We start from the raw sequence: 13,685 nt of genomic DNA on the forward strand, positions 1-13,685 counted from the left end.
AAGCGGGAACAACGTCGTCGTGGCTCGGGTTGACGGGGTTTGAGTCGATCTAGGAGGACAGATGCCCAAGGCAGTGGTGGTGCGTTCGGCCGGCGGCCCGGAGGTGCTGGAGTACTCCGACGTGCCGTCGCCCGTGCCCGGTGACGGCGAGCTGCTGGTGCGGGTGGGCGCGGCGGGCGTGAACTACATCGACACGTACCAGCGCAGCGGCCAGTACCCGCTGCCGCTGCCCACCGCTCTGGGACTCGAAGGTGCGGGCGAGGTCGTCGTCTCGAACTCCCCGGACTTCGCCGTCGGTGACCGCGTCGCGTGGATGAGCGTGCTGGGCAGCTACGCGTCCGAGGTCGTGGTACCTGCCGCGGCCGCGGTGCGGGTGCCGGACGGGCTGGACGTGGAGCTGGCGGCTGCGTCGCTGTTGCAGGGGATCACCGCGCACTACCTCACGCACTCGACGTATGCCGTGAAGGAAGGCGACCGGGTGCTGGTGCACGCGGCCGCCGGTGGCGTCGGGTTGCTGCTGACGCAGTGGTCGAAGTCTCGCGGCGCGCATGTCGTCGCGACCGTGTCCACCGATGAGAAGGAAGCGCTGGCTCGCGAGGCAGGCGCTGATGAAGTGCTGCGGTACGGGGACTTCGCGTCGCAGATCGAGAAGGTCGACGTCGTGTACGACGGCGTGGGCCGCGACACGTTCGACCAGTCGCTGGCCTCCTTGAAGCCGCGCGGTCTGCTCGCGTTGTTCGGCGCGTCGTCCGGCCCGGTGCCGCCAGTGGACCCGCAGCGCCTGAACGCCGCCGGCTCGGTGTACCTGACCCGGCCGTCGACCGGTGCGTACCTGCTGGACCGCGCCGAGTTCGAATGGCGGGCCGCGGACCTCTTCGGCGCGATCGTGGACGGCACGCTGAACGTGCGGATCGGCGGCCGGTACAAGCTGGAGGAAGCCGCCCAGGCCCACACGGACCTGCAGTCGCGCCGCACCACCGGAAAGCTGCTGCTCCTGCCGTGACTTTCTGGTCCGACGGCCCCCGGCCAAGTGCTGGTCGGGGGCCGTTTCGCGTCTTCGGGTCAGGCGGCGGGGGTGACCTTCACGCCGTCGATCACGAACACGAGGGTCTCGTTCGGCTGGATGCCGTTGCCACCCTTGCCGTAGCCCTTGGCGGGCGGCACGATCAGCAGCCGGCGCCCCTTCTCCTTGAGGCCCACGATCCCTTCGTTCCAGCCGTCGATGACCGGCGCCTGGCCGACGTTCTCGACGTCGAACGGCTCGCCGCGCTCGAAGGAGCTGTCCAGCACCTTCTTGTTGGAGAAGGTCGTGAGCTGGTAGTTCACCGTGGCCGTCGTGCCCGTCTTCACCTCGGCGCCGGTGCCCGCCACCAGGTCCTTGATGATGAGCTCGCCGGTGGGCTTGCAGGCGGGGATCTCGACCTTGGGGGCCTTGCCGAACTCGCCCGTGACCTTGAAGTCGTCGGCCTTGCACGGGACGGTCGGAGCGCCGGAGGAGGCGGTCGAGGGCTCTGCCGAGTTGCCGCAGCCGGACAGGGTGGTGGCAGCGGCTAGCGCCAGGGACGCGATGAGCAGGACGTTGCGCATGGTGGGTGAGGGTATTCGGGTGGGTGTTAGCGGGGTGTAGCAGGGCGGTTGCTGTTCCGGACGAGCGGCTTCGGCAGATCGACGACGGAGGACGAGGGCAGTGAAGCGCTACCTGCTGTTCGATCACGACGGCGTGCTGGTGGACACCGAGTTCTGGTACTTCCAGGCGGGAGCACGTGCTCTCGCCGAGATCGGGGTGGTCCTGGACGAGGAGCAGTACCTCAGGGACATGGGCCGGGGACTGGGAACCTGGGCCCAGGCGAAGGCGGCAGGTGTCGACGAGGAGACCATCGGCCGGCTGCGCGTGGTCCGGGACGCCTGCTACCAGGAGTACCTGAGGACCGAGCCGATCGAGATCGAAGGCGTCGTCGACACCCTGGCCGAACTGTCGAAGTTCGCCCGCATGGCCATCGTGACCACCGCGAAGCGCGCGGATTTCGACCTCATCCACGAGAAGCGCCAGATCACTCAGTTCATGGACTTCGTTTTGGCGCGTGAGGACTACACGCGGGCCAAGCCGCACCCGGAGCCGTACCTGACCGGCCTGGATCGGCTGGGGGCGAGCAGGGAGGAAACCCTGGTCGTCGAGGATTCGGCGCGGGGGCTGCGCTCTGCGGTGGCGGCCGGTGTCGACTGTGCCGTCGTCCACAACGACTTCACGAAAGGACAGGACTTCTCCGGAGCCCGCCATCGGATCCAGACCCTGGCGGAGTTGAAGGAAATCATCCTGAGTTCTTGAGTCACCTGGGGCAGGGCTGAAGCCGGTTCACGCGAGCCGGCGACGAGCGCCCGCCCGAGCAAGGCGAGCGCCCAGCCTGCCCGCCAACCGGACCAGCGCGACGCCTCCAGATCGGGCCATGCCACTCGCCGTGGGTGCGTGTGGGTGGCCGCGTCACCCTCATCCGACACGTTCGGAGCCACCGGCGACACGCCGTCACCGAAGCGCACGAGTACAGCCCGGCGACTGGGCCCAAGGGCGGTTATTCCGGTTCTAAATGTCGCACGAATAGCAGCTTCCTTATCTTTTGACCGACGCGTACAGTAACTCCGCGCACTTGATCGGACACCGACCGCATTCGTCCGTTCGGGTAGCGGCCGATGAGGTGACCCAGGAGGTGGGACGAGTGTCCGCGGAGGCCGGAGGCATCCGCAGCAACCTGCTCCAGGAGTTGTTCTGGACTCGGACCGGGTTGCTCCTCCTCATACTCGTGGTGACGTCGGGGACGAGCATCGCCATTTCCAGTCAAATGGATTCCGGCACAGCTAGAAACCTCCTGACCGCGCTGGGTACGGGCACGCTCATATCGGCGGTGGTGAGCTTCACGCAGACGTTGATCACTTCGAAAGCCGCGCAGAAGGCACTGCTCACGCCGGTCATCGAGGAGAGCCGAAAGGCGCTGAGAGAACTCACGCAGGAGTACCGGGCGTTGGACCGGGAGTTTTTCCCGAGTCACGTGTTCGAGCCGACGGCCACGCCGGATCCCGAGTTCAACCAGCTCATGATGCAGGACCTGGAGCGGACTCGGCTGTACTGCTTCCGCGGGTTCGCCGGCCGGTACGCGGCCGGAAGAGTGCTGCTCAGCCAGACGGAGTGCGAGCTCAAGGCGGTGCTGGCGGATCCGCGGGACGACAACGCGATCAGCGGGCGCGCGCGGTACCTGCTCCGCAACGAAGGGGCGGACGGCGATTACGACGAGATCCAGCAACGACTGAAGGAACAGATCAGCATCGGGCTGGTCGGCCTGTACGCGGCACGAAGCAGGTGCAGCAGGATCGACGTCACCATCGTTTCCGATCCGCCGCTCGACAGGCTCGAGCTGTTCGACGACTCGGTCTGGATGACGCTCTACAGCAACACCGCCGGAGTGCTGAGGCCATATCCCAGGACGCTCAGGTTCACCGAGAGCTCGTTCCTGTACGCGAAGGAGCGCGCGGAGTTCCTGCGGATCAGCAATTCCAAGGCCGGGTACCACTTCGTCATCACGCCGGGGACGACCAGAAACGACTTCAGCGCGCTGTACGAGAAGATCACCGGCGAAACACTCGAACAAGACGGTTTCAAGGAGCTGGAAGCCAAGTTCCACGCTTTCCGTCGCGAATTCTCCGCTTCCGCTCAGTTGAGGAGCTGATCGATCTTGCTAGCCGAGTTCACCGGGTTGTCCGCGCTCGAGGAGCTCGCCGCTCGGGTGAAGTGCGCCGAATTTCCCGTCGTGGACCACTGGACCGACGTCGGCGAGTGGTTCCGCGAGTGGGCGTGCCGGCCGGAGCTGCGCAAAGAGCTCAGGTCGCACCTCGACGGGCTCACGCCACAGCAGGCGACGTGGGTGATCGCGCACTCCCGCGAGACGACGACGCACTTCGCGTGGTGCCTCCGCGACGGGGAGGACGAGTCGTTCACGTTCTGGCTGCACGAGTACAAACCGCTGACGGACTGGCGCGCCGGGTACGCGGACTCGGTCCACAACCACCGGTACCACTTCTGCACCACCATCCTGAGTGGCGCCTACCTGCACGAACGTTTCGACGCCCGGCTCGGCCTGGGCGGGCGGACGGTCGTCGCGACCGAGCTCACGAACCGCACTCAGTGCACCGAGGGCACCACGGGCACGTTGCTCGCGCACGAGTTCCACCGCATCCCGCGGGCGGCTGATGGGACGATGACCTTCCTGGTCAAGTCACGTGCCGTCACGCCGTGGAGCCTCAGCTTCGACCCGGACACCGGGCTCAGCCACCGGCACGTGCCGGTCGAGGACCGCTTGGAGGATCTGACGAACCACCTGTGAAGCCTCACTGAGGCCGTCGCAACACGCCTACCATCAGCCCACCTGGTCGGGAGGGCTGATGATGCATACGCGCACAACGATTCCGAGAGCTGTCATCGCGGACGTGGAGCAGCGCGTGAGGCGGCTGTGCGAGGACCTGGCCGCGAAGCTGCAGTTCCACGGCTGGCACCACGTGAGCTTCGTCCGCGACAAGGCGGTGCTCTTCGCCAAGCGCAACGGCTCGGCGGAGGACATCGTCGAGGTGGCCGCGCTCGTGCACGACCTCAACTACATGGTCCGCCGCAACTCCCTGCCCACCGACGGCGAGGCGCTGCGCCGCAAGACCCTGTTCGTCGCCGGCGTGTGCGTCGGCGACATCGAGTGGATCGAACGCATCGTCATCGAGGCGGAGATGCGCACCCGCCACCGCGACATCTCGCTGGAGGCCCAGGCGCTCTCGGACGCGGACACGCTGTTCAAGGCCCTGCCGGTCACGCCGGTCGTCCTGGCGCACAAGTACCTGCAGGAGAACGGCATCACGCTCCGGGAGCTCGCGCACAAGATCGTCGGCGAGCAGGTGGGCAAAGCCGACGACGGGTACTACTTCTACGATGCGGAGGCAGCCGCGACCTACACCAAGTGGGCCGAGACCAACCTGTCGCTGTGGAAGTGCATCGTTGAGTCCCTCGACGACCCGTGCGTCGAGGACCTGCTGACCAAGGTGGCGTCCTGAGCACGTTCTTCATCAACACCGGCGAGTCCGTGGCCGCCGGCGACTACGACCCGCGAGCCGCCGTCGTCATCTGGCACGAGGTGCTCAACGAGGTGTGGGAGCCGCAGCCGGAGGACGCCGTCTTCGCGCTGCCGGCCGCCCTCGTCGCACAGCTCGTCGAGGCCCACCCCGCGCGCATGCACGATGTCGCACTGAGCTGGGCACCGCACGTCGACTGGGGCTTCCACGAGGCGTTCGCGCACCTCAGCGAGCTCTCGCAGCTCGCACGCACCGCAGCGGCGAACGGCGAGACGGTCTACCTGGAAGTCACCGAGCCGGCGTCAGCCCGGCCTTCTGCTGAGTAGGCATCTGCACGCCAATAGCCGTGAGCGCGAGTTCGCGGGCGGCGCGGCGTGCGGTGAGCACGGCGAGATGGGTGTGCACGGTCGCACCAGCGCTGAGCGATGCGTACGCGGCCTCCGCGGCCTCCCAGATCTCCAGATTCGTCACCCGGCCACCGAAGCGGAGGGTCAGCTCGGCGATCGCCTGACGAAGTTGAACATCCGGGTTCGGCATATCAACAAAAACGCACAGAAGCCGCTTTTGGTTCAGTTTCCCGGCCGGATCCGAAGATCCGCACTGCCGTGCAACGTGTACGCGAGCCCCATCACGTTGCCGCGGCCCAGCATCTCCCACCGGGAGAGCCGCAACGCCTCCCCCGCGCTGAACCCCGCCGCGAGCCGGACGAGCACCATGCCGGTCACCCAGCCCGCCATGTCCTGCGGCACAGCCACTTCCGGGCTGATCACGGCCGACGCCCCGCCGTCCGCGAAAGCCCGGACCAGGCCCGGCATCGGCGACGTGCCCACCACCACGGGCTTGCGCGACGGCCAATGCGGACGCGGCCACACACCCTCGCGGTCCCAGCGTTCGATCTCCTCGGCGTCGAGGAACCCCTCGCGGAAATGCAGGTGCACGACGTCCATGCCCTCATCGGCCAACGCCCGCCCCAGCTCCGACGGGCTGACATAGGCGGACGTCACGACCTCAGGCGAAAGCATCGACATCAGCTCGGTCACGTGCCGCTCGGTCAGCGCCCGGTCCATGCCGTGATCGACCGCCATCGACACCTCGAACGGCCGCGGCCGCACCGAGACGAACGGCACCAACGGCCCGACCGGCTGCTCCAGCACGGCCGACAGACCCCAGAAACCGAAGGGGCACAACACATTGCCGCTGTGATCGGACACCGGGCAGTGCGCCGGCACCTCTCCCCCGGCACCGAACGGCCCGAACTGCCCCACCGACGCGCACAGCCGGTACGGCCCGTCGTTCAACGGCAGGTCGTAGATCAACGACCACGGCACCGGGCTCGCGGCCGCCGAGGCGATCATCAGCCCGGCCGGACGAGCCCGCCCCAGCCGTCGAACCCGATCAGCCAGCGCATCGGACCCGAACAGCCGCGAGTAGAGCGCCGACCCCTGCCGCGCCAGCGCCGCCAGGTCCTCGCAGAACGACGGGAAGTCCTTGCCGTACCAGGGATCCAGCCCCGCGGCGACGGGAAACGAGTGCGGCAGGTCGCCCACGTCGAGACTCACCCGGGCAGGAACACCGGGACCGGAGGCCACCAGCGCCCGCTCCCCCAGCACGAGCACCGACGCCACCCGCGACGACAACGGCTCGAGATCAGCGAACGTCCGCGTCAGCTGAAACCGCACAGCAGCACGGGACTCACCGCCGCCGACGGGCAGCACGACCTGCCGGACGTGCACCGGCACCACACCGGAGTAGATGACCAGCTCACCGGTCCACGGCACCGAGGCGTACGGAGTGGTGACCGGGAAGCTCACCCACGGACTGGCCCCTTCGGCGGGCAGCACGAACGACTCGGCCTGCACCGGCCGCCCGTTCATGCTCAGCACCGCCCGCAGCTCCAGGTCGCCGGGCAACGGGTCGGGGTGCTGCCCGACGTGCACCCACACCTCGTACTCGCCACCGGGCCGCAACGCCCCGGCGATGCCCTCGGTGGCGCCGGGCAACGCGACCATCACGGTCACCGGGCGCTCGGAAGGCGCGGGAGGCGACGGCAACGCGGTGAAGCGGACCTGACGACGGCGTTCCAGCTCCCGGAACTGCCAGACGACGTCCTCGACCCGTCCCTCGCCGGCACCGACCGGCGAGCCGAGCACCACGTGTGGCGCGCTCCACCCGATCAGCACCGAAGCCGCGTCCATCCCGGACACCCACGTGTGCGCGGCGGTGAACAGCACGACCGGCCGGCCGAGCCGACGCAACGCCTGCACGACCGGCGTGGTGTCCCACGAGCGCGTGTCGTGCAACGCCACCACGTCACCAGGAACGTCGGAAAGCGACGGCAAGGAAGAAGCCGACGGAAAATGCCGGAGATCGAGAACGGCGAACCGCACCACCCGCACGGAGGTCGTGACCACGGTGGACGCCGGGTACCCGACCGCGAGCCCGGCGCTGACCTGCGCCCACCCGCCCGGATCGGTCACCACGAGCAGCGAGCACGATCCCAGGAACGCGGCCACGAACTCCAGCGGCGAGCCTTCGCCACCGGAGACGGTGAACTCTGCGGGCGCCACAGCCGTACGCCTGGAGGTGCAGCTAGAACGGCCAGCCAAGCACCGGCAACCCGACCACGGCGTCCACGGCGAGACCGCAGAACACGAGCATCAGGTAGAGGTTCGACATGTGGAAGAACTTCATGGTGTTCGTGGACCCGCCGCGGCGAACGACGTTGTGCAACTTGTGCGCGAAGACGGCGAACCACACGCCCGACACCGCCGCGACGGCCACGTAGATCCACGAGGTGACGGGGGCCAGCGCGAGCGTGCAGACGACGGTGATCCAGCTGTAGATGACGATCTGCCGCGTCACCTGCTGAGCTGTGGCCACCACCGGCAGCATCGGCACGCCTGCTCGGGCGTAGTCCTCCTTGAACTTCATCGCGAGGGCCCAGGTGTGCGGCGGAGTCCAGAAGAAGATGACGCCGAACATGACCAGCGCCGGCCACTCGACGGTGCCCGTCACCGCGCTCCAGCCGATGATCACCGGCATGCAGCCCGCCATGCCGCCCCAGATGATGTTCTGGGAGGTGCGGCGCTTGAGGACCAGCGTGTAGACGAAGATGTAGAACAGGATGGTCGCCACCGCGAAGGCGGCCGACATCAGGTTGACGAAGATCCACAGGAACGCGAACGAGACGACCCCGAGCACGATGCCGAAGATCAGGGCGTTGCGCGGCGGGATGGCGTTGTGCGCGAGGGGCCTGGCCGCGGTCCGCTTCATGACCGAGTCGATGTCGGCGTCGACGAAGCAGTTGAGGGCATTTGCCGACCCCGCGGCGAGGGTGCCGCCGGTGAGGGTGCAGGCGATCAGCCACAGCGGCGGGAGGCCGTGCTGGGCCAGGAGCATCGCGGGGATCGTGGTGATCAGCAGGAGCTCGATGACCCGCGGCTTCGTGAGCGCCACGTAAGCGCCAACAACCTGGCGAGGCGACCTGGGGGCCTCGAGGACGGCACTCATCGCGGGAACGCTCCTCGTGTTGAGACAGGTGTGAAAACCAGCGACTGATGGTAACCGCGCAAAGAATTCACAGCCCGTTCGGGTGCTGGTGTGCCTCGGCACACATGCCCTTGAGACCTTTCAGAGCAACATCTGAATCTCTCAGGACTAGGCTGGCCACAGGACGTGGGAGAGACGCGGGTCAGGCTGTTCGGGATCGATTCACCAGACCCGCCCGAGCGACAAGAGTGGAGCTGTAAGTCCGTGACCGTCACCGACGACATCACCCGGCTCACCAAGGCCGATCTGCCCGACGACTGGACCGACCTCGACAAGCGCGCTGTCGACACCGCGCGAGTGCTCGCTGCGGACGCCGTGCAGAACGTCGGCAACGGCCATCCCGGCACGGCCATGAGCCTCGCGCCGCTGGCGTACACGTTGTTCCAGCGCGTGCTGCGGCACGACCCCGCCGACCCGGACTGGATCGGCCGCGACCGGTTCGTGCTGTCCGCCGGGCACTCCAGCCTGACGCTGTACGTCCAGCTGTTCCTGTCGGGCTACGGCCTAGAGCTGGACGACCTCAAGCACCTGCGCAAGTGGGGCTCGAAGACCCCCGGCCACCCGGAGCACGGCCACACCAAGGGTGTCGAGATCACCACCGGCCCGCTGGGCTCCGGCCTCGCCTCCGCGGTCGGCATGGCGATGGCCGCCCGTCGCGAGCGCGGTCTCTTCGACCCGGACGCCGCGCAGGGCGCCAGCCCGTTCGACCACCACATCTTCGTGATCGCCTCCGACGGTGACATCGAGGAGGGCGTCACCTCCGAGGCGTCGTCGCTCGCGGGCACGCAGCAGCTGGGCAACCTGGTCGTCTTCTACGACGACAACAAGATCTCCATCGAGGACGACACGACGATCGCCCTGTCCGAGGACACCGCGGCGCGCTACGAGGCCTACGGCTGGCACGTCCAGGTCGTCGAGTCCGGCGAGAACGTCAAGGGCATCCTCGAAGCGGTCGAGAAGGCCAAGGCGGTGACCGACAAGCCGTCGTTCATCCTGCTGCGCACGATCATCGGCTACCCGGCGCCGAACAAGCAGAACACCGGTGCCGCGCACGGTGCCGCACTGGGCGTCGACGAGGTCAAGGCCACCAAGGAGATCCTCGGCTTCGACCCCGAGAAGACCTTCGAGGTCGCCGACGACGTGCTGGCGCACGCCCGCGAGGTCGTCAAGCGCGGCGAGCACGCCAAGGCCGAGTGGCAGAAGAGCTTCGACGCGTGGGCGTCGGCCAACCCGGAGGCCAAGGCGCTGCTGGACCGTCTCATCGCCCGCGAGCTGCCCGAGGGCTGGGACGCCGACCTGCCGTCCTACCCGGTGGACGCGAAGGGCGTGCCGACCCGCAAGGCCTCCGGTGAGGTCATCAACGCGCTGGCCAAGCACCTGCCCGAGCTGTGGGGCGGTTCGGCCGACCTGGCCGAGTCGAACCTGACCACGATCAAGGGCGCCAAGTCGTTCGGCCCGGAGTCGATCTCCACCGGGATGTGGAAGGCCGACCCGTACGGCCGCGTGCTGCACTTCGGTGTCCGCGAGCACGCGATGGGCGCGATCCTCAACGGCATCGCGCTGCACGGCCCGACCCGCCCGTTCGGTGGCACGTTCCTCGTGTTCTCCGACTACATGCGTCCGTCCGTGCGTCTCGCGGCGATCATGCAGGCGGCCGTCACGTACGTGTGGACGCACGACTCCATCGGCCTGGGCGAGGACGGCCCGACGCACCAGCCGATCGAACACCTCGCGGCCCTGCGCGCGATCCCGGACTTCACGGTCGTCCGCCCCGGTGACGCGAACGAGACCGCGTACGCCTGGAAGGCCACCATCGAGCAGCTCGGCCCGGTCGGGTTCGCGCTGAGCCGGCAGAACCTCCCCACCCTGGAGGGCACCTCCGCGGAGGGCGTGAAGCGCGGTGGTTACGTGCTCTTCGGTGACGAGAACCCGGAGATCGTGATCATCGGCACTGGCTCCGAGCTGCAGGTCGCCGCCGAAGCCGGGAAGGTCCTGCAGGGCGAGGGCGTTGCCGTGCGTGTGGTCTCCATGCCGTCGATCGAGTGGTTCGAGAAGCAGGACGCCGAGTACCGCGAGTCGGTCATCCCGTCGTCGGTTAAGGCGCGCGTCGCGGTGGAAGCCGGTATCGCACAGCCGTGGTACCGCTACGTCGGCGACAACGGCGAGATCGTGTCGATCGAGCACTTCGGTGCCTCGGCCGACTACCAGGTTCTGTTCAAGGAGTTCGGCTTCACGACGGAGAACGTCGTCGCCGCCGCCCGCCGTTCCCTTGACCGAGTGAGGGGTTAAGCAAGTGAGCAAGCCGAATCTCGACGCACTTTCCGGCGCCGGAGTCTCGATCTGGCTCGACGACCTGTCCCGTGAACGGCTCACCAGCGGCAACCTGGACGAGCTGATCCGCGACTGGAACGTCGTCGGTGTCACGACGAACCCGACGATCTTCGCGGGCGCGCTCTCGAAGGGCGAGTCCTACGACGAGCAGGTCCGCGAGCTCGCCAACCGGGGTGCCGACACCGAGGCGACCATCCGCGAGGTCACCACGACGGACGTGCGCAACGCGTGCGACAAGTTCCGCGACATCTACAACTCGACGAACGGTGTGGACGGCCGCGTCTCCATCGAGGTCGACCCGCGCCTGGCGTTCGACACGGACAAGACCGTGGCCGAGGCGCAGGACCTGTGGAAGACCGTGGACCGGCCGAACCTGCTGGTGAAGATCCCGGCCACCGAGGCGGGCCTGCCGGCGATCACGAAGACGATCGCCGAGGGCATCTCCGTCAACGTGACGCTGATCTTCTCGGTCGAGCGCTACCAGAAGGTCATGGAGGCGTACCTCGACGGCCTGGAGCAGGCCAAGGCGAACGGCCACGACCTGCGCTCGATCCACAGCGTCGCGTCGTTCTTCGTGTCCCGCGTGGACACCGAGATCGACAAGCGCCTGGACAAGATCGGCACGGACGAGGCCAAGGCACTGCGCGGCAAGGCGGCTGTCGCCAACGCGTGGATCGCCTACGGCGCCTTCGAGAAGACGTTCCAGGGCGAGCGCTGGGAGGCGCTCAAGGCCGACGGCGCCAACGCGCAGCGTCCGCTGTGGGCGTCGACCGGTGTGAAGGACCCGAGCTACTCCCCCACCCTCTACGTCGACCAGCTCGTCGTGAACGGCGTCGTGAACACGATGCCGGAGAAGACGCTGCACGCCGTGGCCGACGGGGGCAAGATCACCGGTGACACGGTCACCGGACGCGCCGCTGAGGGCCAGGAGGTGTTCGACCAGCTCGCCGCCGTGGGAATCGACCTGCAGGACGTGTTCGTGGTCCTGGAGACCGAGGGTGTCGAGAAGTTCGAGAAGTCCTGGGAAGAGTTGCTCGAGACGGTGACGAACCAACTGGCTCAACTGAAGGGCTGATCACGAAGTGACCTCCGTCGAAATCGTGAGGTCACCGAACGCCGACCAGGTCAGCATCATCGCTGCTGACCTGGTCGCGGATTCGGTGCCGAGCAAGCTGACCGCGCAGGACCCGACCCTGTGGGGGCCGGAAGCCGAGTCCGAGGCGAGCATCCGCCTCTCGTGGACGACGTTGCACGAGACGTCCCGTCCACTGCTCCCCGAGCTCGTGGCACTGCGCGAGGAACTGCACGCCGAGGGCGTCGACCGCGTCGTGCTCGCCGGAATGGGCGGCTCGTCGCTGGCCCCCGAGGTGATCACGCGGACCGCGGGCGTCCCGCTGGTCGTGCTGGACACCACCGATCCCGCCCAGGTCGCCGACGCTCTCGCCGGTGACCTCGAGCGCACGGTGATCGTGGTGTCGTCCAAGTCCGGTGGCACCGTCGAGACCGACAGCCACCGGCGCATCTTCGAGAAGGCTTTCACCGACGCGGGCATCGACGCCGCGTCGCGCATCGTGGTGGTCACCGACCCCGGATCGCCCTTGCAGAAGGCGTCCGAGGAAGCGGGCTACCGCAAGGTCTTCCTGGCCGACCCGAACGTGGGTGGCCGTTACTCGGCGCTGACCGCGTTCGGTCTGGTGCCCTCGTACCTGGCCGGCGCGAACGTCGAGGCGCTGCTGGACGAGGCGGCCGAGGAGGCCAAGGTCCTCGCCGAGGACTCGGTCGACAACCCGGCGGTCGTGCTGGCCGCGGTCTTCGGTGCCGCGCACGCGCACGGCGCCGAGAAGATCGTCTTCGCCGACACCGGTTCCGGCATCAAGGGGTTCGGTGACTGGGCCGAGCAGCTGATCGCCGAGTCGACCGGCAAGCACGGCACCGGTCTGCTGCCGGTCGTCGTCGAGGGTCCCGGCGCTCCCGGCTTCGTGGACGCGCGCTCGGACGCCACGACCGTCGCGATCGGACCGGCCACCGGCTCGGCCCACCTCGCGGTCGAGGGCAAGCTCGGCGCGCAGTTCCTGCTGTGGGAGTACGCGACGGCGCTCGTCGGCCGGGTGCTCGGCATCAACCCGTTCGACCAGCCGGACGTGGAGGCCGCGAAGAAGGCCTCCCGCGCGCTGCTGGACGCGCCCGCCGTCGCCGCCACCACGCCGTCCTTCGTGGACGGTCCGGTCGAGGGCCACGGCACCGACTGGGCGCCGCGCAAGGTGAACACGGTCGCGGAAGCGCTCGCCGCGCTCGTTGAAGTGGCGCCCGACCACGGCTACATCTCGGTTCAGGCGTACTTGGACAGGATCGACGACGCGTCGTTCGAGCTGCTCCGTGCGGAGATCGCGAAGAGGACGCACCTGCAGACCACGTTCGGCTGGGGTCCGCGCTTCCTGCACTCGACCGGCCAGTACCACAAGGGCGGTCACCAGAACGGCGTGTTCATCCAGATCACCGGCGAGTCCGGTGACGACCTGGAGGTGCCCGGCCGTCCCTACACGCTCGCGCAGCTCCAGCTCGCGCAGGCGCTCGGCGACGGTCAGGTGCTGGCCGAACACGGTCGCCCGGTGCTGCGGCTTCACCTCGAAGACCGCATCGCGGGTCTGGCCCAGCTCGTCGAGGCAGTCCAGGAGGACGGCTCGTGACCTCATCCGGCAAGTGGC

Annotated in this window: 13 protein-coding genes; 9 read left to right on the forward strand and 4 right to left on the reverse strand. The window is 68.1% G+C overall.

Annotated elements, in window-relative coordinates; genetic code table 11:
• Positions 1-61 precede the first annotated feature (61 nt).
• Positions 62-1,003 (forward strand): quinone oxidoreductase, encoded by a 942-nt coding sequence (locus ABZX92_RS21580; RefSeq protein ID WP_355562053.1) that lies wholly within the window; start codon positions 62-64, stop codon positions 1,001-1,003.
• 59 nt (positions 1,004-1,062) lie between these two features.
• Here ABZX92_RS21580 and ABZX92_RS21585 read toward each other — a convergent pair whose 3' ends face one another.
• Positions 1,063-1,587: an FKBP-type peptidyl-prolyl cis-trans isomerase gene (locus ABZX92_RS21585; RefSeq protein ID WP_355562055.1), complete on the reverse strand. Its 525-nt coding sequence runs from the start codon at positions 1,585-1,587 to the stop codon at positions 1,063-1,065.
• 100 nt (positions 1,588-1,687) lie between these two features.
• Here ABZX92_RS21585 and ABZX92_RS21590 point away from each other — a divergent pair, with 100 nt between their 5' ends.
• The 5 genes from ABZX92_RS21590 (at position 1,688) to ABZX92_RS21610 (ending at position 5,426) form a co-directional block, all read left to right on the forward strand.
• Positions 1,688-2,326 carry an HAD-IA family hydrolase gene (locus ABZX92_RS21590; protein WP_355562058.1) on the forward strand — a complete coding sequence of 213 codons (639 nt, stop codon included), beginning with the start codon at positions 1,688-1,690 and terminating at the stop codon, positions 2,324-2,326.
• Between the two features lie 385 nt (positions 2,327-2,711).
• Positions 2,712-3,716 (forward strand): hypothetical protein, encoded by a 1,005-nt coding sequence (locus ABZX92_RS21595; RefSeq protein WP_355562061.1) that lies wholly within the window; start codon positions 2,712-2,714, stop codon positions 3,714-3,716.
• A gap of 6 nt (positions 3,717-3,722) precedes the next feature.
• On the forward strand, positions 3,723-4,370 hold the full coding sequence (locus ABZX92_RS21600) for a hypothetical protein (RefSeq protein WP_355562063.1): 648 nt from the start codon (positions 3,723-3,725) through the stop codon (positions 4,368-4,370).
• Positions 4,371-4,428: 58 nt separating this feature from the next.
• Positions 4,429-5,082 carry an HD family phosphohydrolase gene (locus ABZX92_RS21605; protein WP_355562066.1) on the forward strand — a complete coding sequence of 218 codons (654 nt, stop codon included), beginning with the start codon at positions 4,429-4,431 and terminating at the stop codon, positions 5,080-5,082.
• Positions 5,046-5,426, forward strand: coding sequence for a hypothetical protein (locus ABZX92_RS21610; RefSeq protein ID WP_355562068.1), 381 nt, complete (start codon positions 5,046-5,048; stop codon positions 5,424-5,426). Before ABZX92_RS21605 ends, ABZX92_RS21610 begins: the two co-directional genes overlap by 37 nt.
• Here the strand turns inward: ABZX92_RS21610 and ABZX92_RS21615 are convergent.
• The 3 genes from ABZX92_RS21615 to ABZX92_RS21625 are packed head-to-tail and all read right to left on the reverse strand — an operon-like array spanning position 5,389 to position 8,610.
• Entirely contained in the window at positions 5,389-5,637 is a 249-nt protein-coding gene (locus ABZX92_RS21615; RefSeq protein ID WP_355562071.1) for a three-helix bundle dimerization domain-containing protein, read from the reverse strand. The genes ABZX92_RS21610 and ABZX92_RS21615 overlap by 38 nt on opposite strands.
• Positions 5,638-5,669: 32 nt before the next feature.
• Positions 5,670-7,667 carry a hypothetical protein gene (locus ABZX92_RS21620; protein ID WP_355562073.1) on the reverse strand — a complete coding sequence of 666 codons (1,998 nt, stop codon included), beginning with the start codon at positions 7,665-7,667 and terminating at the stop codon, positions 5,670-5,672.
• Positions 7,668-7,689: 22 nt separating this feature from the next.
• Positions 7,690-8,610: a heme o synthase gene (locus ABZX92_RS21625; protein WP_355562076.1), complete on the reverse strand. Its 921-nt coding sequence runs from the start codon at positions 8,608-8,610 to the stop codon at positions 7,690-7,692.
• Between the two features lie 243 nt (positions 8,611-8,853).
• Here ABZX92_RS21625 and tkt point away from each other — a divergent pair, with 243 nt between their 5' ends.
• Genes tkt through ABZX92_RS21640 form a run of 3 tightly spaced genes read left to right on the forward strand, consistent with a single transcriptional unit; the run spans position 8,854 to position 13,667 of the window.
• The gene (tkt, locus tag ABZX92_RS21630) at positions 8,854-10,938 is read left to right on the forward strand and encodes a transketolase (protein ID WP_355562079.1); all 2,085 of its coding nucleotides are present in this window, start codon (positions 8,854-8,856) and stop codon (positions 10,936-10,938) included.
• 4 nt (positions 10,939-10,942) lie between these two features.
• Positions 10,943-12,055 (forward strand): transaldolase, encoded by a 1,113-nt coding sequence (gene tal / locus ABZX92_RS21635; RefSeq protein WP_355562082.1) that lies wholly within the window; start codon positions 10,943-10,945, stop codon positions 12,053-12,055.
• Positions 12,056-12,062: 7 nt separating this feature from the next.
• The gene (locus ABZX92_RS21640; protein WP_355562085.1) at positions 12,063-13,667 is read left to right on the forward strand and encodes a glucose-6-phosphate isomerase; all 1,605 of its coding nucleotides are present in this window, start codon (positions 12,063-12,065) and stop codon (positions 13,665-13,667) included.
• The last annotated feature ends 18 nt before the right edge of the window (positions 13,668-13,685 follow it).

It is taken from the genome of Lentzea sp. NPDC006480 (genome assembly GCF_040611995.1).
Classification (GTDB): Bacteria; Actinomycetota; Actinomycetes; order Mycobacteriales; family Pseudonocardiaceae; genus Lentzea.

Coding starts and splice junctions, on each gene's coding strand:
- ABZX92_RS21580 (WP_355562053.1), top strand. CDS start 62: ATGCCCAAGGCAGTGGTGGTGCGTTCGGCCGGCGGCCCGGAGGTGCTG.
- ABZX92_RS21585 (WP_355562055.1), bottom strand. CDS start 1,587: ATGCGCAACGTCCTGCTCATCGCGTCCCTGGCGCTAGCCGCTGCCACC.
- ABZX92_RS21605 (WP_355562066.1), top strand. CDS start 4,429: ATGATGCATACGCGCACAACGATTCCGAGAGCTGTCATCGCGGACGTG.
- ABZX92_RS21615 (WP_355562071.1), bottom strand. CDS start 5,637: ATGCCGAACCCGGATGTTCAACTTCGTCAGGCGATCGCCGAGCTGACC.
- ABZX92_RS21625 (WP_355562076.1), bottom strand. CDS start 8,610: ATGAGTGCCGTCCTCGAGGCCCCCAGGTCGCCTCGCCAGGTTGTTGGC.